At 67.7% G+C, this 20,810-nt stretch carries 16 protein-coding genes and 1 pseudogene; 11 read left to right on the top strand and 6 right to left on the bottom strand.

Annotated features, from left to right (window positions below; translation table 11 throughout):
• Positions 1-248: pseudogene (locus GFJ45_RS16695) on the top strand (hypothetical protein); the annotation flags it as partial.
• 48 nt (positions 249-296) lie between these two features.
• On the top strand, positions 297-866 hold the full coding sequence (def, locus tag GFJ45_RS05760) for a peptide deformylase (RefSeq protein WP_153395083.1): 570 nt from the start codon (positions 297-299) through the stop codon (positions 864-866).
• A gap of 33 nt (positions 867-899) precedes the next feature.
• Here def and GFJ45_RS05755 read toward each other — a convergent pair whose 3' ends face one another.
• Positions 900-2,327, bottom strand: a complete 1,428-nt coding sequence (locus GFJ45_RS05755; protein ID WP_153395081.1) for a sugar porter family MFS transporter — start codon at positions 2,325-2,327, stop codon at positions 900-902.
• Positions 2,328-2,423: 96 nt separating this feature from the next.
• Between GFJ45_RS05755 and GFJ45_RS05750 the strand changes: the two genes are divergently transcribed.
• From GFJ45_RS05750 to GFJ45_RS05740, 3 genes are all read left to right on the top strand, one after another.
• Positions 2,424-3,620, top strand: a complete 1,197-nt coding sequence (locus tag GFJ45_RS05750; protein WP_153395079.1) for a pyridoxal phosphate-dependent aminotransferase — start codon at positions 2,424-2,426, stop codon at positions 3,618-3,620.
• Positions 3,617-4,579 carry a 2-hydroxyacid dehydrogenase gene (locus GFJ45_RS05745; RefSeq protein ID WP_153395077.1) on the top strand — a complete coding sequence of 321 codons (963 nt, stop codon included), beginning with the start codon at positions 3,617-3,619 and terminating at the stop codon, positions 4,577-4,579. The genes GFJ45_RS05750 and GFJ45_RS05745 overlap by 4 nt, the downstream gene beginning before the upstream one ends.
• Before the next feature lie 109 nt (positions 4,580-4,688).
• Entirely contained in the window at positions 4,689-6,131 is a 1,443-nt protein-coding gene (locus GFJ45_RS05740; RefSeq protein WP_228386564.1) for an Nramp family divalent metal transporter, read from the top strand.
• A 113-nt stretch (positions 6,132-6,244) separates the two neighbouring features.
• On the opposite strand, the gene GFJ45_RS05735 is transcribed toward GFJ45_RS05740, so the two are convergent.
• Positions 6,245-6,679, bottom strand: a complete 435-nt coding sequence (locus tag GFJ45_RS05735; protein WP_153395075.1) for a cupin domain-containing protein — start codon at positions 6,677-6,679, stop codon at positions 6,245-6,247.
• Between the two features lie 17 nt (positions 6,680-6,696).
• The gene (locus tag GFJ45_RS05730) at positions 6,697-6,945 is read right to left on the bottom strand and encodes a hypothetical protein (protein WP_153395073.1); all 249 of its coding nucleotides are present in this window, start codon (positions 6,943-6,945) and stop codon (positions 6,697-6,699) included.
• A gap of 114 nt (positions 6,946-7,059) precedes the next feature.
• Between GFJ45_RS05730 and GFJ45_RS05725 the strand changes: the two genes are divergently transcribed.
• Positions 7,060-7,479, top strand: a complete 420-nt coding sequence (locus tag GFJ45_RS05725) for a ChaB family protein (RefSeq protein WP_153395071.1) — start codon at positions 7,060-7,062, stop codon at positions 7,477-7,479.
• A gap of 66 nt (positions 7,480-7,545) precedes the next feature.
• Here GFJ45_RS05725 and GFJ45_RS05720 read toward each other — a convergent pair whose 3' ends face one another.
• Both GFJ45_RS05720 and GFJ45_RS05715 read right to left on the bottom strand, forming a co-directional pair.
• On the bottom strand, positions 7,546-8,508 hold the full coding sequence (locus tag GFJ45_RS05720) for an NAD(P)/FAD-dependent oxidoreductase (protein ID WP_153395069.1): 963 nt from the start codon (positions 8,506-8,508) through the stop codon (positions 7,546-7,548).
• Positions 8,509-8,521: 13 nt separating this feature from the next.
• The gene (locus GFJ45_RS05715) at positions 8,522-8,782 is read right to left on the bottom strand and encodes a hypothetical protein (protein WP_153395067.1); all 261 of its coding nucleotides are present in this window, start codon (positions 8,780-8,782) and stop codon (positions 8,522-8,524) included.
• A gap of 413 nt (positions 8,783-9,195) precedes the next feature.
• Between GFJ45_RS05715 and GFJ45_RS05710 the strand changes: the two genes are divergently transcribed.
• The 3 genes from GFJ45_RS05710 to GFJ45_RS05700 all read left to right on the top strand — a co-directional run bounded on the left by GFJ45_RS05710 (position 9,196) and on the right by GFJ45_RS05700 (position 14,649).
• On the top strand, positions 9,196-9,915 hold the full coding sequence (locus GFJ45_RS05710; RefSeq protein ID WP_194288535.1) for a hypothetical protein: 720 nt from the start codon (positions 9,196-9,198) through the stop codon (positions 9,913-9,915).
• Positions 9,916-10,199: 284 nt separating this feature from the next.
• Entirely contained in the window at positions 10,200-10,442 is a 243-nt protein-coding gene (locus tag GFJ45_RS05705; RefSeq protein ID WP_323368713.1) for a tyrosine-type recombinase/integrase, read from the top strand.
• A gap of 445 nt (positions 10,443-10,887) precedes the next feature.
• Positions 10,888-14,649 (top strand): hypothetical protein, encoded by a 3,762-nt coding sequence (locus tag GFJ45_RS05700; protein WP_153395063.1) that lies wholly within the window; start codon positions 10,888-10,890, stop codon positions 14,647-14,649.
• Between the two features lie 1,771 nt (positions 14,650-16,420).
• Here the strand turns inward: GFJ45_RS05700 and GFJ45_RS05695 are convergent.
• Positions 16,421-17,305 carry a hypothetical protein gene (locus GFJ45_RS05695; RefSeq protein ID WP_153395061.1) on the bottom strand — a complete coding sequence of 295 codons (885 nt, stop codon included), beginning with the start codon at positions 17,303-17,305 and terminating at the stop codon, positions 16,421-16,423.
• Positions 17,306-17,447: 142 nt separating this feature from the next.
• On the opposite strand from GFJ45_RS05695, the gene GFJ45_RS16910 reads away from it, so the two are divergent.
• Positions 17,448-17,582 (top strand): hypothetical protein, encoded by a 135-nt coding sequence (locus GFJ45_RS16910; RefSeq protein ID WP_267128848.1) that lies wholly within the window; start codon positions 17,448-17,450, stop codon positions 17,580-17,582.
• A 1,283-nt stretch (positions 17,583-18,865) separates the two neighbouring features.
• Positions 18,866-19,930, top strand: a complete 1,065-nt coding sequence (locus GFJ45_RS05690) for a hypothetical protein (RefSeq protein ID WP_153395059.1) — start codon at positions 18,866-18,868, stop codon at positions 19,928-19,930.
• Positions 19,931-20,810 lie beyond the last annotated feature (880 nt).

Genomic DNA, 20,810 nt, shown 5'->3' with positions numbered 1-20,810 from the left:
CCACCGAGGAGGCCGACCAGTACGTCCCGGTGCGGGTCCCCCCGCGGCCGCGCCGGCGGCGTGGCGTGGCGCCGGTCACACCGGCCGCGGGTCAGGACCGGAGCGGCTTCGACCTGCCCGGCGAGGCCCGCCCCGGGAGCGGAGCCCGGGGCGGCGAGGAGCCACGCGCGTGGCCGGAGGACCCGGACGCCACCGGGCCGATCCCACGGCCGGGACGTGCCCGCCAGGGCCCACCGGGCACGACATAGGATCGGTCCCCGTCCGACCCGTCCGCCGCGCCCGAGGAGCAACCGACCGTGGCAGTCCGCGACATCACCGTCATCGGCCACCGCGCCCTGCACCAGCCCACCCGCCGGGTGCGCGAGGTGACCGACGAGGTGCGCACCCTGGTGGCGGACATGTTCGAGACCATGGAGGCCGCCGAGGGCGTGGGGCTGGCCGCCAACCAGGTGGGCGTGCGGCTGCGGCTGTTCGTCTACGACTGCCCCGTGCCGGAGCAGGAGAACGCCCGCGGCGTGGTCGTCAACCCGGTGCTGGAGCGGCTCGGCACTCCGGAGCCGCTGGACGAGGAGGAGGACGGCGAGGGCTGCCTCTCGGTCCCGGCCGAGTACTTCCCGCTGGCGCGGCACCCGCGGGCCCGGGTGACCGGGACCGACCTGGACGGCAACGAGGTGGTCGTCGAGGGCGAGGGTCTGCTCGCCCGCTGCCTGCAGCACGAGACCGACCACCTGGACGGCACCCTGTACGTCGACCGGCTGACCGGGCCGTGGAAGCGCGTGGCGCGGGAGGCGATCAAGGACCGCGGCTGGGCCGAGCGCAAGGTCCTCAAGTGGGACCCGGCCCGCCTCAAGGCCGAGAAGGTGTGACCGGGCCCGGAGCGCGGTTCCCGTCCGCAGGCCCTACATGTCCTCCAGCTCCCGGCCCTTGGTCTCGGGCACCCACTTGAGCACGAAGATCAACGAGGCCACCGCGCAGAACGTGTAGAAGCCGTAGGTGAGCCCCAGGCTGACCGCCGCCATGGCCGGGAACGACATCGAGATCGCGAAGTTCGCGAGCCACTGCGCGGCCGCCGCGAGGCCGAGAGCGGTGCCCCGGATGCGGTTGCTGAACATCTCCCCCAGCAGCACCCACACGCCCGGCCCCCAGGACATGCCGAAGAAGACGACGAACGCGTTCGCCGCGATCAGCGCGATCACGCCGCCGGTGTCGGTCAGCTCCGGCACCCGCTCGCCTCGGTCGCCCACGACGGTGGGGGCCATGGCAAAGATCCAGGCCAGCACGCCCAGCGAGATCGCCATGCCGGTGGAGCCGATGGTGAGCAGCCGTCGCCGGCCGATCTTGTCGATCAGCGCGATCGCCACCACGGTGACCACGATGTTGGTGACGGAGGTGATCACGGTCTGGGTGAGGGCGTCCTCCTCGGTGAAGCCGACTGCCTGCCACAGCGTCGAGGAGTAGTAGAAGATCACGTTGATGCCGACGAACTGCTGGAACACCGACAACGCGATGCCGATCCAGACGATCGGTAGCAGGGTCCGGCCGCCGGGCTTTACCAGGTCCCGCACCGAGGTGCGGGCGTCCCGCGCCACCGTCCGGCGGATCTCCTTGATCCGCTCCTCGATGCCGCTCACCAGCACCTGCCGCAGCACCTGTCGGGCGGTGCGCTCGTCGTTGCGGGCCACCAGGAACCGCGGCGACTCGGGGATGGTGAAGGCCAGCAACCCGTACGCCAGCGCCGGCACGATCTCGGCGATGAACATCCACCGCCACGCGCTGGCGCCGAACCACAACTGCTCCGCGGCGCCACCAGCCAGCCCTGCCAGCCAGGCGTCCGACAGCAGCGCCACGAAGATGCCGACCACGATGGCCAGCTGCTGCAGCGAGCCGAGCCGGCCGCGGATCTCGGCAGGGGAGATCTCGGCGATGTAGGCGGGCGCGATGACCGAGGCCGCCCCGACGCCGAGGCCGCCGACCACCCGCCAGAAGGTCAGGTCGACCGCGCCCTGGGCGAGGCCGGAGCCGATGGCGCTGACGAGGAACATCGCCGCCGCCAGCATCATCACGCGGGTGCGGCCGATCCGGTCGGCGAGCCGGCCGGCCAGGTAGGCACCGGCGACGCAGCCCAGCAGCGCCGAGGCCACCACGAACCCGGTCAGCCAGGGACCCATCCCGAACTGGGACTGCACGGCGGTGACGGCGCCGTTGATGACCGCGGTGTCGAACCCGAAGAGGAAGCCTCCGAGGGCCGCGACCGACGCCAGGTGGATCGCCTTGGTCAGGTGGTAGTCGCGTCCGCTGTGCTGATCGACGCTGCGTGCCTCCGTCATGGCCGACACCTTCCCACTCGCCGCGCCCGGCTGCTACCGCTGCGGCCGCGGCGTCGTAGGGTTGCCCCGACCGGCCGGCACACGAAGGAGTGGAGTATGGCGCTCGCCCAGCGACTGTCCCGCCTGGGGACCGAGACCGCGTTCGCGGTGGCCCTGGCAGCGGCGGACTGGAAGGCCCGGGGGAACACGGTCTACCCGTTCCACCTGGGAGACCTCGACATCCCCACCGCCCCGCACATCGTGGAGGCGATGAACCGCGCGATCGCCGACGGCAAGACCGGCTACTGCCCGGGCGCCGGGATCCCCGAGCTGCGCGAGGCCCTCGCCGAGGACATCGGCGGGATGCGCGACCTGAGCATCGACCCGGCCCAGGTCGTGGTGATGACGGGCGGCAAGCCGGTCATCACCAAGTTCATCCAGACCGTGATGGACCCGGGCCGGGAGGTGCTCTACCCCAGCCCCGGATTCCCGATCTACGAGTCCCAGATCGAGTACCACGGCGGTGTCGGCGTGCCTTACGGGTACCTGCCCGACGAGAGCGGGTTCCGGATCGACCTGGACCGGCTGCGGGACTCGATCACGCCCAACACCGTCGCGATCATCTACAACGACCTGCAGAACCCCATCTCGGCCGAGTCCAGCGACGCCGAGCGGGAGGAGATCGCGCGGCTGGCGAGGGAGCACGACCTGTGGGTGCTCTCCGACGAGGCCTACTTCGAGATGCGCTACGAGGGCACCTCCACCTCGATCGCCTCGCTGCCGGGCATGGCCGAGCGCACCGTCATCCTCTACACGTTCAGCAAGAAGTTCGCGATGACCGGGTCCCGGCTCGGGTGCGCGGTGGCCCCGGCCGAGGTGGCGAAGGTCTTCAGCACGCTCAACACCAACGACGAGTCCTGCACCACCCACTACGTGCAGTGGGCCGGCATCGAGGCGCTGCGCGGCACCCAGGAGCCGGTCCGGCAGATGCTGGACACGCTGCGTGAGCGCCGCGACGTCGCCTGCGACCTGGTCAACGCCACCCCGGGGATGTCGGTGCGCACGCCGCAGTCGACGTTCTACCTCTTCCCCGACGTCACCGAGGCGGTGTCACGAGTCGGTGCCGGCAACGTGGCCGAGTTCGCCGAGCGCGCGCTGCACGAGACCGGGGTCAGCTTCTGCACCCGGCACCACTTCGGCCGTCCGCTGCCCGGGGAGGACCGGGCCTACATCCGGCTGGCCTACTCCGGCATCGGCGTGGAGGCGATCCGGGAAGGCCTGGGGCGGCTGCAGGACTGGGTGGAGTCGGCATGAGCAGGGTGGTCGTCACCGGGCGCGTCCCACAGCCGGCGCTCGAGGCTCTCACCGCCACGCACGAGGTGGACCTGTGGGACGCCGAGGACCCGATCCCGCGCGAGGAGCTGCTGCGCCGGGTGGCCGGGGCCGACGCCCTGGTCACCCTGCTGACCGAGCAGGTCGACGGCGAGCTGCTGGACGCCGCGGGCGAGCAGCTGCGGGTCGTGGCCAACGTGGCCGTCGGCTACAACAACGTCGACGTAGCGGCCTGCCGCGAGCGCGGTGTCGTCGTCACCAACACCCCCGGCGTGCTGACCGAGGCCACCGCGGACATCGCCTTCGCGCTGATCCTGATGGCCACCCGCCGGCTCGGGGAGGGCGAGCGGATCGTCCGCTCGGGCGCTCCATGGCAGTGGGGCATGTTCTTCCTGCTCGGGTCCGGGCTGCAGGGCAAGCGCCTCGGGATCATCGGCATGGGCGGCATCGGCCAGGCCACCGCCCGCCGGGCCCGTGCCTTCGGGATGGAGGTCGGCTACCACTCCCGCAGCGCCTGTGACCCCGAGGTCGAGGCCGAGCTGGCGGCGACCCGGCTGGAGCTGGACGAGCTGCTCGCCAGCAGCGACGTGGTCTCCGTGCACTGCCCCTACAGCGAGGCCACCCACCACCTGATCGGCGAGCCGCAGCTGGCGGCGATGAAGGACACCGCCTACCTGGTCAACAGCGCACGCGGGCCGATCGTGGACGAGGCGGCGCTGGCACGCGCGCTGCGCGAGGGCACCATCGCCGGGGCCGGGCTGGACGTCTTCGAGCAGGAGCCACAGGTCCACCCCGAGCTGATGCAGCTGGAGAACGTCGTGCTGCTGCCACACCTGGGCTCGGCCACCGTCGAGACCCGCACCGCGATGGCGCAGCTGGCGGCCGACAACGCGCTCGCCGTGCTGGCCGGTGAGGAGCCGCCCACCCCCGTGCGCGGCTGAGAACGATCGGACCACCGCGGCCGAGGGACTGCGGACGGCGGCGCGCCGTCAGCAGGCTTGACGTGAGGGGCCGCCGGCACGACGATGCGCTTCACGGCATGCACATCCGATGTCTAGCGCACTCAACGCCGAGGAGCTCGCCATGTCACCCGCGGTCGACAAACTAGAGAAGGCCGATCCGTACCTGCTGACCCCGGAGGGGATCAAGGAACCGCCGGTCGGCTGGAAGGCCAGCTTCCGCTACTTCGGACCAGGGCTGATTCTTAGCGCCTCGATCGTCGGCTCCGGCGAGCTCATCGCCACCACGACGCTCGGGGCGCAGGCCGGGTTCGCCCTGCTCTGGCTGGTCATCTTCAGCACGCTCGTCAAGGTGGCGGTCCAGGTCGAGCTGGCCCGCTGGACGATCGCCACCGGCGAGCCGGCGCTGACCGGCTACAACAAGGTCCCGCCGAAGTTCGGCCGGATCGGCTGGATCAACGTGCTGTGGATCATCATGGCCCTGACCAAGCTGCTGCAGCTGGGCGGGATCATCGGTGGCGTCGCCGTGGCCTTCAGCATCCTGTTCCCCTTCGGCGGTGACCCGCTGGCCACCCAGTCGCTGGCGATCTGGACCACGATCGTGGCCGCCGGCAGCATCGCGATCCTCTACTCCAACAAGTACTCCCTCATCGAGCGGGGCGCGGTCGGCCTGGTCGTGGTGTTCTCGATCGTCACGATCATGATCGCGCTGGGGCTGCCGCTGACGCCGTTCGCCTACGAGGGCGCGGACCTGATGAGCGGCCTGGCCTTCGTCATCCCGGCCGGCGCGCTGGGTGCGGCGCTGGCGATGTTCGGCATCACCGGCGTCGGCGCCGACGAGATCACCTTCTACACCTACTGGTGCCTGGAGAAGGGCTACGCACGCTGGGCCGGCCCCAACGACGGCAGCGAGGAGTGGAAGCGCCGCGCGAACGGCTGGATCCGGGTGATGTACAAGGACGCGCTGGTGTCCTGGGTCATCTACACGTTCGGCACGCTGGCCTTCTACCTGATGGGCGCGGCGGTGCTGCACGAGCGGGGACTGGTGCCCGAGGGCAACGAGATGATCACCACGCTGTCGCGGATCTACACCGACGTGCTCGGTGACTGGGCCAGCGTGTTCTTCCTGGTCGGCGCGATCGCGGTGCTGGGCTCCACCATGTGGGCCTCCATCCCGAGCTGGTCGCGGATGTACGTGAACCTGCTGTCCACGGTGGGCATCGTGGACTGGAAGGACTGGGGCCAGCGGGTGCGCTGGATCCGCGGCTTCACCGTCGCGCTGCCCATCATCTGGGGCATCGCCTACCTGCTCATCCAGTCTCCGGTGATCATGGTGCAGATCGGTGGCGTCATGACCGGTGTCTTCCTGCTCGGCGTCGTCGTCGCCGTCTGGTACCTGCGCCGGACCGAGACCGACCCGCAGCTGCACGGCGGCACCTGGTTCAACGCGGTGCTGGTCATCAGCAGCATCGCGATCTTCCTGCTGGGCATCTACACCGTGCTCAACGTGCTGGGGATGACGCCGGAGGCCTGAGCTCCCTCTCGGTAGCGGCACGCGCACGACCGCGACGGCCCGGGCTCCCGGGGACCAGACGGCACCACCAGGTGACCGTCGTCCCGGGGCCCGGGCCTCGTCGTGCTGCGACCTCAGTGCTCCTCAGCGGCGTCCGCCTCGGCCTTGGTGGCGTGGACGGTGCCGTGCGGGTGCTCCGGCGGGGCGTAGACCGAGTACAGCTGCAGCGGCTCCTGGCCGATGTTGGTCACGTTGTGCCAGCTCCCGGCGGGCACCAGCACCACCCAGTCGTCACTGACCTCCTGGTCGAACGACAGGTCGTCGGGCTCGGGACCCATCTGCACCCGTGCCCGGCCGGCCTCGACGCGCAGGAACTGGTCGCGGTCCGGGTGGGACTCCAGACCGATCTCGTCGCCGGCGGCGATGCTCATCACGGTGAGCTGCAGGTTGCTGCCGGTCCACAGGGCGGTGCGGAACGTGGAGTTGGCCAGGGTGACCCGTTCGATGTCGACGACGTAGGGGCTGGGCCCCTCGTCGCGCAGCGGCGGGGCCGTGCTCGGGTCGGTCATGGCGGGGTTCCTCTGCTCTAGTCGACGTCGGGCGGCGACTGCTCGGCGACGAAGGCCACCAGCTCCGCAGGCACCGTCATCGCCTCGTCCTCCAGGCTGGAGGGCCACCACGACGTCGCCACCGGCGAGATCCCGGCATCACGCACACCCTGCTGCACCCACTCCGGCAGCGGGTCGCCCTCTTCGAAGCGCTTCGCCTCCGCCTTGTCCTCCTCCGGCAGGGCGACCCACCATCGCTTCAGTGCGTCCTTCTCCTCATCGGTCATGACATCCGACCCTAGGACAAGGCCCGACGCGCCGCTCCCGGACGGTGGGTCTCCGCAGCCGTGCGGACGAGGCCATCCGGCGCCACACTGGGACACGAAGGAAAGGAGGTCGCCATGCCCAAGACGACCAAGAGCGGCAAGCCCAAGCAGGACGAGCTGCCCAGCACCCTGCAGCGCTCCCCCGCCGAGGCGCAGCGGACGTTCGCCAAGGCCCACGACTCCGCCGTGGAGGAGTACGGCGAGGGGGAGCGCGCCAACCGCACGGCGTACGCGGCGCTGAAGCACAGCTTCGAGAAGGTCGGTGACCACTGGGAGCCGAAGGACGAGAAGGGTCCCTCCGACCAGCAGGCCAAGGGCGGCCGGGGCACCAACCGGAAGACTGCCGGCGGCGTCGACGCCAACGCCTCGAAGTCGCACCTGTACGAGGTCGCCAAGAAGCTCGACGTCCCCGGGCGCTCCTCGATGACCAAGGATCAGCTGGTCGAGGCGATCCAGAAGGCCAACGAGCGACAGACCCGCAAGTCCCGGTCCTGACCGGCTGCCGGGCGGTGGCCACCCGGACCGCTCGGCACCGGCCACAGCGCAGGACGACCCCCGCGCTCAGCGGTCGGTGAACCGGCGCACCGGTGGCGCCACCGCCCCGTCACCGGACACGGTCCGGTGGCCGCGCAGCGACGTCGCGCAGCCGATCCCGGCGATGGTGCCCTCCCCGGCAGCGACCGGTACCAGCTGCATACCGGGAGTGAGGTCGCCGGCGGCGTAGACGCCGGCGACGCTGGTGAGCTGGAACTCGTTCACCCGCACGTGGCCGTCCTCATCGAGGTCGCAGCCGAGCTCGCGGGCCAGGTCGTTGCCAGGGTCGTGCCCGTACGAGAAGAACACGATGCTGCCGCTGACGATGCCGCCGGCCTGCAGCCGGACGCCCTGCAGCTGCCCGGGGTCGCCCACGAGCGCCACGGGCCTGCCGTCGACGATCCCCACCTCGTGCTCGGCGCAGGTGTCACGCTGCGCGACGGTGAAGGGAGGGTCGTCACGGTCGGTGACGATGCACACCCCCTCGGCCCAGTCCAGCAGCTCTGCGGCGAAGGCAGGCACGTGCCGGCCCGCGCCGAGCACCACCACCCGGCGTCCGCGCGCCTCCTGACCGTCACAGGCCGGACAGTGGTACACGTCCTGCCCGTAGTGCTCTGCGAAGCCCTCCACGTCCGGGACCACATCGCGCACGCCGGTGGCCAGCACGATGCGGCGGGTGAACACCTCGGTGCCGTCCACGGTGGCCGCGAAGCCGTCGTCGCCGACCGCACGCACCGCGGTCACGCGGCCGTCGTGCAGCGTCACGGTCGGGTACTGCTGGAGGCCACCGCGGGCCTCGGTGAGGAACTCCTGCGGGGTGACGGGGTCCCGGGTGAGGTAGCCGCGGACGCGGGCGGTGCAGCGGTTGCGGTGCCCGTCGTCGTCCACGACGAGAGTGGTTCGCTGGTAGCGGCCCAGCCAGGTGGCCGCAGCGAGGCCGGCAGCGCCCCCGCCGACCACCAGGGCGTCGACGTGGTGAGGGAGGCTCATCCGGTCAGCTGGCTCACTCGCGGCCCTTCGCTGGCGGCGGTCCGGGGTCGGGAGCCCGGAACGGAGGGTCCAGCTGGCGGCGGTCCACCTCCTCCTCCAGGTCCGCCTCCGCCTCCTGCTCCGCCGCGGGCTCGGGCATGACGTCGGGCTCGGCGCCCTCCCACGGGGCGTCGTCGGACTCCGGGACGCCCGGCCCGGGGTCTGCGGCGGGCACGCCCTCGTTCCGGTCCCCGTGGCTGTCGCCCAGCGCGAACGGCTGCTCCGACGTCGACATGTGACCAACGTATACGGGGCCCGCTGCCACGGCCACGGGACGGATGAGCGTGCGCGCCTGAGCCGCGCACCTTCCGCTGACACGAGAAACATGGGCGCTGGTCCCCGGCGCGTCCCAACCGGCAGCCGTCCCGGTGCGTCACAATGACGCACCGACACAGGGAGGGGAACACCGTGCGCCCAGATGCTGACCGGCCGGGCCGACCCCGCCGCGCCCGAGCCGCGGCCGCTACTGCTACCGGGCTTGCCCTGGTCGTCGTCGCTGCCGCCGGGGTGGTCGCGCTCGGCGGCCAGGACGGCGCCCCTGCCACGAGTGACTCCCGCTCGACCGTCGCCAGTACACCCACCAGCGACCCGACCGCCGCGGCATCCGACACGGCCGCAGCCACCAGCCCGGCCGAGGTGACGACGGATGTGGCGGAGCGAACCGGGGAGCAGAGCCTGGCCACGTCACCGCCAGCGGCCACGTCGCCGCCGGCGGCCGCCCCCACGACCAGTGCCCTGCCGACGACGACCGACGACGCGGTGGCCATCTCGACGTCACCTGCTGAGTCCGACACCGCCAGCGAAACCGTGACCGGACCCCCGGAAGAGACCGCCGCGCCGGGGGACGCACCCGAGGACTCGCCCGACGCCGCACCAGGCGACCCGGCGGACGAGGGCCCCATGGCCGAGTGCTCCACCGGCGCGTACACCCCCGGGTCGTTGACCACCGACGGGTTGCCAGTGGCCGTGGCAGCCACCGCCGGACAGCTCCTCGAGGCGGCCATGGACTGCGACCAGGACTTCCTCATCGACCGGGCCGAACAGGACGGCACCGTGCTGTCCTTCGGCCAGGTGAGCGCCGAGGAGGCCCTGTCCATCCCGCAGGAGGATCCTCGCTACCTGGTGATGGCGGCCCTCCTCACCCGCACCAGCTGGACAGTCGACGACAGCCGCGGTGTCCGGCTGTACACCTGGCCCGCCGCCGCACTCCCCGGTAGCGCCACCGAGCAGCACTGGGCCGAGCTGCACGAGGCCGGCATCCACGACCCGCAGCTGGAGGAGACGATGCGCCGCAACAGTCACTACGACGGCTGGCGGATCTCGATCACCGAATCCGGCCAGTGGCGGCTGCTCGTTGCCGGTGACTGACGGGCAGCACCGCAGGTCCTAGCGGCTAACCGACGCTCTGCGTGATCGCGTGGTCAACTCTCGGGTCGAGCATCACAGCCTCGTGAGGACCGGTTGGCTCGGGACAGCTGGGAACCGCTCGGTTCTTGGGCGTGGGGGCGGCCCGCTCCACCACTCCTTCACCGCGCCCGTGGCACGCCTCGCGTGTTGGTGCCGCAGCCGTCTCCGAGGACGTGTCCCCAGAGCGATCAGCGCTGTGGGGCGCGCCCGTACGGGTTTCGAGGCCTCAACCACCTGACGTGTAGGTGCTGCACACGGCCTGGCGCAAGGCCCGAGCCGCCGCCGCACGCGAGGACCTCAGGATCCACGACCTCAGGCACACGGGCGCGACCATGGCCGCCATGACCGGCGCCACCCTTGCCGAGCTGCAGGCGCGTCTCGGGCACTCGACCGTGGCCGCCGCGCTGCGCTACCAGCACGCCGCTCAGGGCCGGGACGCCGAAATCGCCGCGAAGCTCTCCGACCTCGCCCGCCCCAGGGATGCGTAAGTAGGCAGTCTGCGGCACGGTGGCGAACCAGGCAGGGGGGCGTGACATCACCCTCACGCCGAGTAGCGGATCTTTAGATCCCGCCCTCCTCCAGCACACCGGGCATCCAGGTGGGGACCTAGACGCCGAGGACAAGGCAGAGCGATAGCTGCAGCCGAACGCCCTGATGGAGACGATCGACGGTCTCTACAAGGCAGAGTGCAATCCGCACCTCGGTCTTCCACGACGGGTCCTACGAGACCATTCCCGACGTCGCGTACGTGCCCGCCGCCCGGGTCGACTGGCACAACGACTGCCAGCGCCACTCGACCGTGGGCAAGGTCTCACCCATCGAGTAGAAGCAGCAGGAGCACTAGGCTGCACTCACGCCCGAGCCGCAGCCCAAATCACGCGGACAGAGAACATGGGGCGCGTCAGGGTGTAGCCAATAGACACTAGGGAGACCATGTCGACGCAATACCACCTCGCGCAGAGGGCAGACGTGCTCGCCTGGGCCGACCGCATCAACGCGAGATCCCAACTGCCTGAGATCATCCGTCGACTGATCCGCGAGACGAACGATCAGATCCTGAGCATCGACATGCCCAGCGACGAAGGCGTTGCCCGGCACGGGTATGACGGCATCGTACGAGCCGGGCGGGCGTCTCCTTTCGTCCCGAACGGTGTGAGTGTCTGGGAAATGGGTACGGACAAAAATGTACGGCGAAAGGCTGAAAAGGAGTACTCCGGCCGCACGCGGGACCCCTTGGGCGTCGACCCCGCGACCACGACGTTCTGCTTTGTCACTCCGCGCCAATTTCCAAACAAGCGGCGATGGCAGGAGGATAGGCGCGCGGAAGGCGCCTGGAAGGATGTTCGCGTCTTCGACGTCGACGATCTCTGGACTGAACTTGGCGATGCGCCAGCTACCCAATTTCGCTTGTCCGAGTTGCTTGACCTTCCGGCGAGCGGAGCTCGGTCGCTCGTCACATGGTGGGAGCGGTTTGCGCGACAGTCCACACCCGGCCTGACGCCTGAACTTGTCCTGACCGATCGCGCTGACGCCTCAGCCGAGCTCCTAGTCATCCTTGATAGGGACACCTCACACACGGTTGTTCATGGCGCAAGTGTTGACGACGTCCTGGCATTCGTTGCTTCCTCGCTACTCGCCGCCGACCCAACAGCCGGACGGCCCCTCCTTGACAAAGCACTGGTCGTCTCGGACGCCACTGCCCTGCGGTATCTCGACGCTCGCGGTGGCCTACTAATCCTTCTGCCTTTTGAGGAAGGTCTATACCGCGAGGCGCGACTGCTTACCAACCACCATGTCATTTACCTGGCGGAGGGGAACGCACCGAGCGACATTGCGCTCAAGCCGCTCGATCCCAGGAAGTTCGCCATGGGCCTACAGATATTGGGTGTCCCAGAGGGTCGCGCCAGGGCCCTCGGGGACGCGGCTAGCCGCAGCCTGGTGGCATTCCAGCGACAAGCGCCCGCGGGCGGAGAAGTACGGCACCCGAGTTGGAGCGATCAGTTGGCGTCGTCCTCTCGACGCCGCGTATGGCTGGCAGGAGCGTGGAATGCCTCCAGGTCAGCCGACCGCGAGGTCCTTGTTGCCCTAACCGGTGACCACTACGAAGCGCTCGAGGAGGATCTGAGTGAAATTCTCACAGACCCCGATCCAGTCCTAACACGTACTGGGCAGACTTGGGCGGTCGTGGATCGTCGCGACAGTTGGCAATACGCCGTGCCCAAATTGACCTTGACCGATCTTGAGCGCCTTGAAGGCGCCATCCAAACTGTCCTCGGTGCCATCGATCCGGCGCTTGAACTCCCAACGAGCGAGCGCTGGCTGGCCGGGATTCGAGGTCTAAGCCGAATTCATTCCTCCGACCTTCGGGCATCCATCGCGGCCTCCCTAGCCGTTCTCGGCGTGCGGGGTCGCATCGTCCAGCTCGGGAACGGACGGACCGCGGAGCAATGGGTCGATGGCGTAGTCTTCGCCCTACTGCAACGCGCCAACAAAGACACCTCACTCATGATGTGGACATCGCTGGCCGAGGCGCTCCCGGTGCTGGCCGAAGCTAGTCCCTCGATTTTCCTCGGCGCGCTTTCCGAGGGTCTTGACGGGGACGAGCCACTACTTGGCAAGATATTCACCGACACCGAGGAAGCCGGCCACTCCTTCCTCTCCGGCTCAAGTCCTCATTCGTCCTTTCTCTGGGCCCTCGAAACGCTCGCGTGGTCTCCAGAGCATGTCAGTCTGGCGGTCGAACTCCTTGCACGCCTTTCCGAGCTCGATCCAGGCGGACGTTTGGCGAACCGTCCATCGGCTAGCTTGCAAGCCATATTCCGGCCTTGGGCGCCGCAGACCAGTGCCACGTCGGAGGAGAGAGCGACGCTGACAGCCGGCCTTGCCGCGCGTCATCCTGACATTGCATGGAAACTCCTCTTGTCCATCATCCCTGAACCGCATGCAGTCGGCATGTATGGCCGCGCACCCGAGTACCGGGACTGGCCTGCTGAGAGAGACCAGAAGGTGACCTTCGGGGAGATCTGGAGGCAGGGAGACGATGCCATCACCAAGCTCCTGAGCCTCTTGGTCGACAATCCGCGCAAATGGCCGGAACTTCTCGAACGCGTTGACGACATGACAGACCCTCAACGCCAGCGGGTGCTGGAGGCTTTGACCAACGGCGAGAAGTTGGAGGAGGATCTACGGTTGGCCGTCTGGTCCACGCTCACCGAGATGATTCGGCGACACGAGGCGTTCCCGGACGCAAGCTGGTCCTTCGCCCCGGAACAGCTGGAGGCGCTCCGGGCAGTCGCAGACGAAATCAAGCCCGCACTGCCGATCGAGAAGCATCGCTGGCTATTCGAAGACGCCATGCCTGACATCCCCGAGCGCCGAGGCATGCCCTTCTCCGATTTCGAAGCCGAAGTTCAGCGACTCCGAGACGAAGCATTAGGCGAGATCGTAGACAATGGTGGGCAAGAGACCCTCCTCGCCCTCGCGTCTGAGGTGAAGTATCCCGGAATAGTAGGGGCGACCGCTGCAAGCGTGGGCTTGAACCTCGATGGCCTCATGGCTGGCCTCCTAGATGCGAGAGCACCAAGTCTTGTTGCCACGTCCATGGGCTACTTCCAGCGCCTCGCGGAAGATGAGGTGCGTCTCGAAACGGTGGTCCAAGGCAGCGCTCCCTCCGCCCTTGCCAAAGCAAGGCTCCTGCTGTGCCTCAAGCCTGAACCGGGCTTGTGGGCGAAGCTGCAAGAGTTCGGCCAGGAAGTGGTCGACCTCTATTGGGGCGAGTTCCGACCTTGGGGGCTAGGGTCGGGCTTCCCACACGTGAACGAGGCCGCGCGCGAACTGCTGCGGGTCGGGCGGCCCGCCGTTGCCCTCGACCTCTTGACGTTGTATCGCCGGAGCGAGTCGCTGGACCCCAGCCTCATCGTGCAGGGACTCAGAGACGCTCTAGCCGCGGGCCCCGACACCTTCGGGCAGGTCCGGGAGTATGACCTAGAGGAACTGCTCGACGCTCTGCGGCAGAGCGACATCGACCGCTCTGTGGTTGCGGAACTCGAGTGGCAGTGGCTACCGCTCCTTGGCTTCGACACCCCAAGCCCAACACTCGAGTTGGAGATGGCCAGCAGTCCACAGTTCTTCATGGAGGTCCTGTCACTCGCTTTTCGGGCCGAGGGGGACGATGCAGAGCCGAACCAACAATCGCGAGCCATGGCCAATCACGCTTTCCGGCTGCTGCATGAGTTCAAGGTGGTTCCTGGAAGCACCGGGCGCGGCGAGCCGATCAATGAGCACGTCCTGTGGACTTGGATGCAAGAGGTTCGGAACATCGCGAGGGGCTGCGATCGAGTCGCCATCGCCGAGGTGTACATCGGCCACATCCTGGCTCACGCAGCCGAGGATCCCGACGGCACTTGGCCAAGCCTCCCGGTGAGAAACGTCATCGAAGCCAGCGCCTCCCCGCGACTTGAGAACGGCTTCAGTGTTGAGACTTTCAACAAGCGCGGAGTCACCTCGCGGAGCCTGGACGAGGGCGGTGCCCAGGAGTACGAGCTGGCGGCGAAGTTCCGCGCGTGGGCGAGTGCTGTGCGTGCGACGGCACCTCGCACGGCAGCAGTCCTGAGTGGCCTCGGCGACGGCTACGAGAGAGACGGCCGTGCTGAGGATGAGCGCGCGGAGCTTCGTCGAAAGGGCCTAGGTTGGTGAGTACTTCACTGGCTAAACGCGGCTCCGACGCGAGCTGCGAGGCCCTCGATGGGGCCCCCGACGCCCGGGCGCTTCACGCCCTCCGCGCACCCTGACGCACCCGCGGGCCGGCATGAAGACGACGCCCGGCAGGCGCCAGGACGTCGGTGACTTGGCCTCGGCCTACCAGTCGTCTTCCCCCTGCCCACCTGCCACTGCACGAGAGCTTCGCTCATCAGGTCGGCGATCAGACGGCGTCGGCGTTCTGAGTGATCGCACTCGGGGCGTACGGCCGACGCACGCTTCTGCCGCGAGCCGGCTCGAGCCATGGGCAACGCGCCGAGTGCGAGCCACGCCCAGGATCGAGGTGGCCGGGCAGTGCTGACGGAAGGCACCGTGCCCTCTCGGCTCAATGCCGGGGAGGGGAGCTACCAACGGCTCTGGCGGCGGTGGAGCTTGTCGCTGCGTGCGCGGTAGGCAGCGACCACCCGGGCCAGAGACGGTTCAATCTCTGCTAGATCCTCGAGGTCCATGCGGTTGCTACCGAGTGCCCATTCGAGCCGGCTCAGCACCTCGACCCACTCCCTAGCGGACCGAGGCGTCCGCGACGCGGCCACCTGCACCCGCCTCTCTTCGACGACCTTCTCGACTCGCACGACCTCGACCACGCGGTCGACGACTTCAACCGCTGCGAGACCGGCGTCAGCGGCGCGCGTTGCTCCCAGGCGCGATGACGGCAGGAGCTGGAGCACCACTTCGGGACGCGTCCGCGAGGTGGCACCGACACCTCTGTCTCGCACCAACCGCACAGGATCGTCTGCCCTGCTTTCCGGCGAGCAGTGGAAGCGCCCCCGCCCTTGGGGGCGCCGCTATCCGTGGTCTCCATGAGCGCCTCCAGCGGGCCGCTGCGGTAGGGACGTTGATCGTGCCAACGATTTACCCGGTCCGGCAGTGCAAGAGGTGTGTGGGACATGAGCGGGCGGATTCTGGTCAGCGCCAGTATCGCTGAGCCTGCGAGGCACGGGCGCGGCTCAGGACCGATGAGCCTGCGCGAGGCGTGCTGGGCACGTGCGAGTCGGGGAGGGGCGAGTCGATGCGGCGGTGAGTCCTTAGGGGAGGGTCGTCCGCTTCAGGTGTGCAGAAGGTGCCGAGTGAGTCGATGAGGAGGTCCGTGGTGCAGAAGCAGGCGCATAGGCAGCAGGCGCGGCTCCGAGCTCGGCAGGCTCGAGCGAAGGTGCGCGAGGAGCAGGCGGAGAAGGAGCGGCGGCTGGCCCGGTGGGGCGAGGCAGTGGTCGTGGCACTGACCGAGCGTGACGCAGCGGTAGCCGAGTGCGAGCAGCGAGCAGGGCGAGCTCTGCGGTCGTTGATGGCGGAAGGGGGGGACTGCGGACGCAAGAGGCGCTGGCATGGTGCGGTTCCGAGACGTTGACGGGACGGGAGGTTCACCGGCTCATCCGAGGGGTGGTCGACGCCGCCGAGGGCGACGACCTAGACCAGGGCGAGCACCCGCACCAGGACATCGCTGATGCGGGCTGATCGGATGGCGTCCCGAGCAGGCGGGTCTGCTCAGTACCGTCCCCGCGACTTTGCCGGCGGCCCGGGGCGAACGGGGCTTAGCCAATCGACCTTGCGGGAGACCGGGCAAAGCCTCGGTATAGACCCCAGCTCGTCGCGGCAATGTCGGATGCGCCGAAGGTTGGCGTCCTCCTGGCGGCAGAAGCGTGCATCCGACTCCGAGTGATGCCCCAGCAGCCATCGCTCGTCAACGGTGCCGATCGCGGCCTCGCTGGCCTCAGTCCTCTGACTCAGCCATGAGGGCTACGGCCCGGTCTATGATCTGCCGTCGACGATGGTGCTCCGAGCCGGGGCGCCAGTCAGTGTCGTCTGGCTTTCCGTACCCCAACGGAGACTGCAATTGGTCGAGCAGCGCCTGGGCCTGGCGCTGCCCAGACTCTCGGGCAACCATCGCAAGTGGAATTACCGCGTTCCACGCAACGCTCATAGGAATCGCTGACCCTGTTGGTTGGTGCGACGCCTTCGCAAGCTGCTTCAGCGACTTACTGCCGTCGATCAGGTCGGCGAGTGCTTGGTGGGCATTCACGAGACGGGCCAGAGCATCCTCGACGAGCGGGATCGATAGCACAGTGTCCGCGTCCGCCCACTTGTCGAACTCACGGTCCAGCGACGCGTGCCCTGCCCACTTGTTCCTAACGAAGTGCACGTACTTCAGCGACGGGATGGTTCGGTGATCGACAGACGCCTTGATGTTGGCGAGCCCTTGCTGCTCCACAGATGTCCCGGTCGTGCCCTGTAGCGCGACAGTGAGGGCATCTACCGTGTGAGGCAGTGATCTCGTGCGGCTGTTCTGTCCGGCGTCGTTGACGGCGGCAACGGCAATGACGGCCAACCGCATCAGGTCATCGGCAACCCGCCTCAACGCAGCCGGAGCGACCTGGTTGGTGTAACCGGTGAAGGATGCGACGACCCTCCCGACGCCCTTCGCCAGGTAGAAGCTGTGAACGGCATCGATGACGAGGGTCTGTTGCGAGCCTTCCACCCGCCTACTGAGCGGCATTGAGCCGACGGCGGTGTCGAGCGTGCTGTGGCTGAGGGGCGCCCCAGCGATTTGGGGTAGGACGGATGCGTCGAACTCGGACTCGAACGGTGGCAGCTTCATAGGTCAACCCTGCCGTATCGGATCAGTCCGGGAGGCGCCCGCGCCCATCTAAGGCGAAACCTGCCGGGTTGCAGTCGGACTTTGGCGGAGTCGTGATGTCACTCACCTCGGCGTGGTTGACCAGCAGAGTCAGCGATGTGCAGTGAGCGCCGGCAGCGGCCGCCCGCTCGCGAAGACGCGCTACGGCTGGGACAAGACCGAAGGCGATGAGGACCTGAAGGACCGCGACCTCGTTCCTTCGCCGGTGGTGGCCCACCCCGACCGCATGAGCGCGTGAACGTCAACCGGGTGACGATGTCGGGGGCACACGGTGGAATGGGGCACGTGAGTCGGATGCCAGCTACCCCCTGACGCCGTCTTGGAGCGCATCTGCCAAGAGAACCTGGCGGTGTACCGCGAGTCGGCGGGTCGCCTGCAGGAGGACGTCAGTCAAGAGTCTCGGGCCTCATCGGGCCATACGGCCGGCAAGAAGCAGAAGAGCAGGTCCTCTGGCAGTGGCTCGAGACCGAGGCGCGCGGCAGCTCCGACACTGGGAATCAGCCGCACTTCGTTCGACTCCAACACATCGAGGTCGACCCACTCCGTGCCTGCGAAGTGCGCTTCTTCACGGTCAGGCGCCCAATCACCGCGTGTCATGCGCGCAGTCTGGCAGTCGAACTCGCCAAATGGGGGTACCCGGTCCAGACGCCTCAACGTCGACAGGCCACCGTCGACCGCGACCGGCAGGCGGCAATAGCGTGCGTTGCGACGGCAGGGGGCGTCGTGCGTGCGCGGCCGGGCGGGACGCCATCGCTTGGTTGACCGTAGCATCACAGCCGGGTTTCGACCGGGTCGTTCACCATGTCGCACCTGCGAGAACTCAACGCCTTGTCGTCCCATGCGCGAGGACTTTCCCGCGTGCGGCGTCAGTGAGTCAGGATTCCGATGACTTGGACCACGATCTCCGGCTGGTCGAGGTACACTGTGTACCTGCTGCTGTCGGCTATGACCAGCCGGCCGTTGGTCGACCGGGTGACTAGGTCTTCCTGGAGGTCTCGCCGAAGCGCCTCGTGGCGTCCACGAGCGGGATGTTACCGAGCGATCATGCGCCACCGACCTGCCGTGTCACTTCCGCGTAGGACTTCCACTCGACGACCGCGGCCAGGAGGTTTATGAGGCTGGACGGCCGGGTGGCCCAGTGCAGCTGCAGCACGCGCGGAAGCTGTCGCGCCGCACGGCCTCCCCGTGCCGCTATCGCCGCGACCCGAGGTCAGGGGTCCGGTCCTGCCGGAGTCCCGCAAAGCGGTGTGGGACCACGGGAACGCACGTGGTCGCCACCTCGACCACCACGCGGGCACTTTCGTCGCGAGGGCGAGCAGGGCGAGGACTGAGCAGTGGGCTGAGCCTGGACCACAGTGGCGATGCCATACATACGGCGACACTCCGGGGTCTCCGCATCCGAGTGATACGCGCGAGATGCGCTATGAATCGAGAGTGACGACCTCCTCGCCTGACAGCGGGTCTGGAGCTGTAGCCGGTTCAAACAAGGCCCGGGAATCTTTGTCGCAGTTTGTGGCCCGCGTGCTCGATCAGCTGGCCATCAGCGCCTGGCTGCCTTCGGCAGCCATGGTGCTTAGCCTTGCTTTCATGTTCCAGTATGCCTCCATAATGACAACTCAGACATCCCCTCCCCCCATCATCGAGGTGATGGTGATGGCAGCGCAACGACTCGCCAACATGAGCATTGGTGGCGCGCTTCTACTGCTTTTGTGTATCGTCGCCCTTACCGTACTGACTCAGGCCTTCGCTTTCGAGGCCATACGTACGCTTGAGGGATACTGGGGAACCTTCCGGGTCGCCGAATGGGTAGCAGGAAAGCGTCGTCAACGTTTTGCGAACCGGCGCGAGAAGTTGGACACCAAATACGATAGCTTGACAGCGCAGGCTTGGACAACCGCCCGGGATTGGCTGGAGCATGAGCAGCGACGACTGCAACGTGAGTATCCAGAAGGCGCCCTCTTGACCCCAAACGTGCTCGCGACCGTCGACGCTCGGGTTAGAGGTGAGGAGCAGCCATCGGTGACGTTGAGCAAGGACGAACGGGCGGTTGCGAATGATCTGGAGTGGAGCCGGTGGGCATCCCCTGAGCTGCTGCGTCGGCGCTTGAACGTCGACAAAAGGCGCCGAGACTTTCCCGAGCCGCACCGTGCTCTCCCCACTCGCTTGGGTAACGTTCTTCGTGCGCATGAGGATGACACCGGCGCAGATGATGTCGAAACCTTCGTGCAACGCTCCTTCGATGATCTTCCGTTCTCGCTGCGGGTCGAGCACGATGAGCAGCGGACTCGACTCGATCTATACTGCTCCATGGTTTTCGTGGCGGCCTTCGTAGGGCTGCTGTCCGCATTTCGCCTCAGTCAACTCGGCATCGGACATGTCGCAGTGACTCTAATACTCACGCTCGGTATGATGCTTGTCATGTATCGCGCGGCCTTGGCAAGCGCGCGTGCGTATGGTCTGCTTTTGGTCACAATAGCCGACAGGTTGCGTTGCGAAAACGAGCACATCGTGCCGCCAGCAGAAAAAGGGTGGAGTCTCAGGCTTCGCCTCGAGTCTCTTCAACGGCGTCTGACTGGCCGCATCTGAGAAAGTGGATGCAAGCTATGCGCCGGCGGTTTAACAGGTGACTCACGCTCGAATGTGCATCCCGCGTGGTCACAACGCCAACGCTTGTCTGACCTTTCCGGCGTTGGCGCCCTCCTGTCTATCACGCGTCCAGTGTCCTCCCGGGCCGGCCGCACGTCAATGGTCTGTGCTGAGGGGTGCCGTGGGCAATCCCGGAGGCTGGGACACGTGCAGCGGCGGCCGGCCCGCTGCGCTACGCGCCCACAACTTTTACGGGCAAGGCCGCTGTGCACGGGACCCGCCGTGAGCCGGCCAGCGGTCAACGGCCAGAGACGTGGTGGCACCATGGTGACACCAGCCCGCGCGGCGGCCGACTTACTCAGCGCGACCAACCGCACAGCGGCAGATGCGTGTACTCGGCTCTTGACTTAAGCTCCGCGATGAAGATGCCGGAATCGTGCGCTAAGGATCGATGCTCGCGCTGCCGCGTGACAAGTCCCTGCATATGGGCGGCGTGCGTCGCCAGAGCCCTCAGAGGCGCTGCGGCCATACGCTTCATCAGCATGCCTTCGCGAACGACCGTGGCGCTACTCGGTGATGGTTCGCAACCTTTCCCTTTCGCGCGGACGCAAGTGTTCAAGGATGGTGCCCATGCGCAAGTAACTGGACCCTACTGACTCTCGGCCATCCACCACCGAGCTGAGCGTGTAGAGCGACCACTCACCATCGTAATCTGGCTCCTGTGGCAACGTCTTGCGGAGGACCTGTAGGATGATCAACCGTGTCGTCGCAGCGTCCAGTGAAAACCAGAGGAATCTCCAATATCGGCGCGCGCGGACTCGGTCAGCATAGGGCGACAGAAGGAAGTGGTCAATCATCCAGGCGACGATCCCAAGTATCA

It is taken from the genome of Ornithinicoccus halotolerans, from assembly GCF_009602535.1.
Lineage (GTDB): Bacteria > Actinomycetota > Actinomycetes > Actinomycetales > Dermatophilaceae > Ornithinicoccus > Ornithinicoccus halotolerans.
The sequence above is the reverse complement of the archived record's forward strand: the minus strand, read 5'-3'. Positions and strand labels throughout refer to the sequence as shown.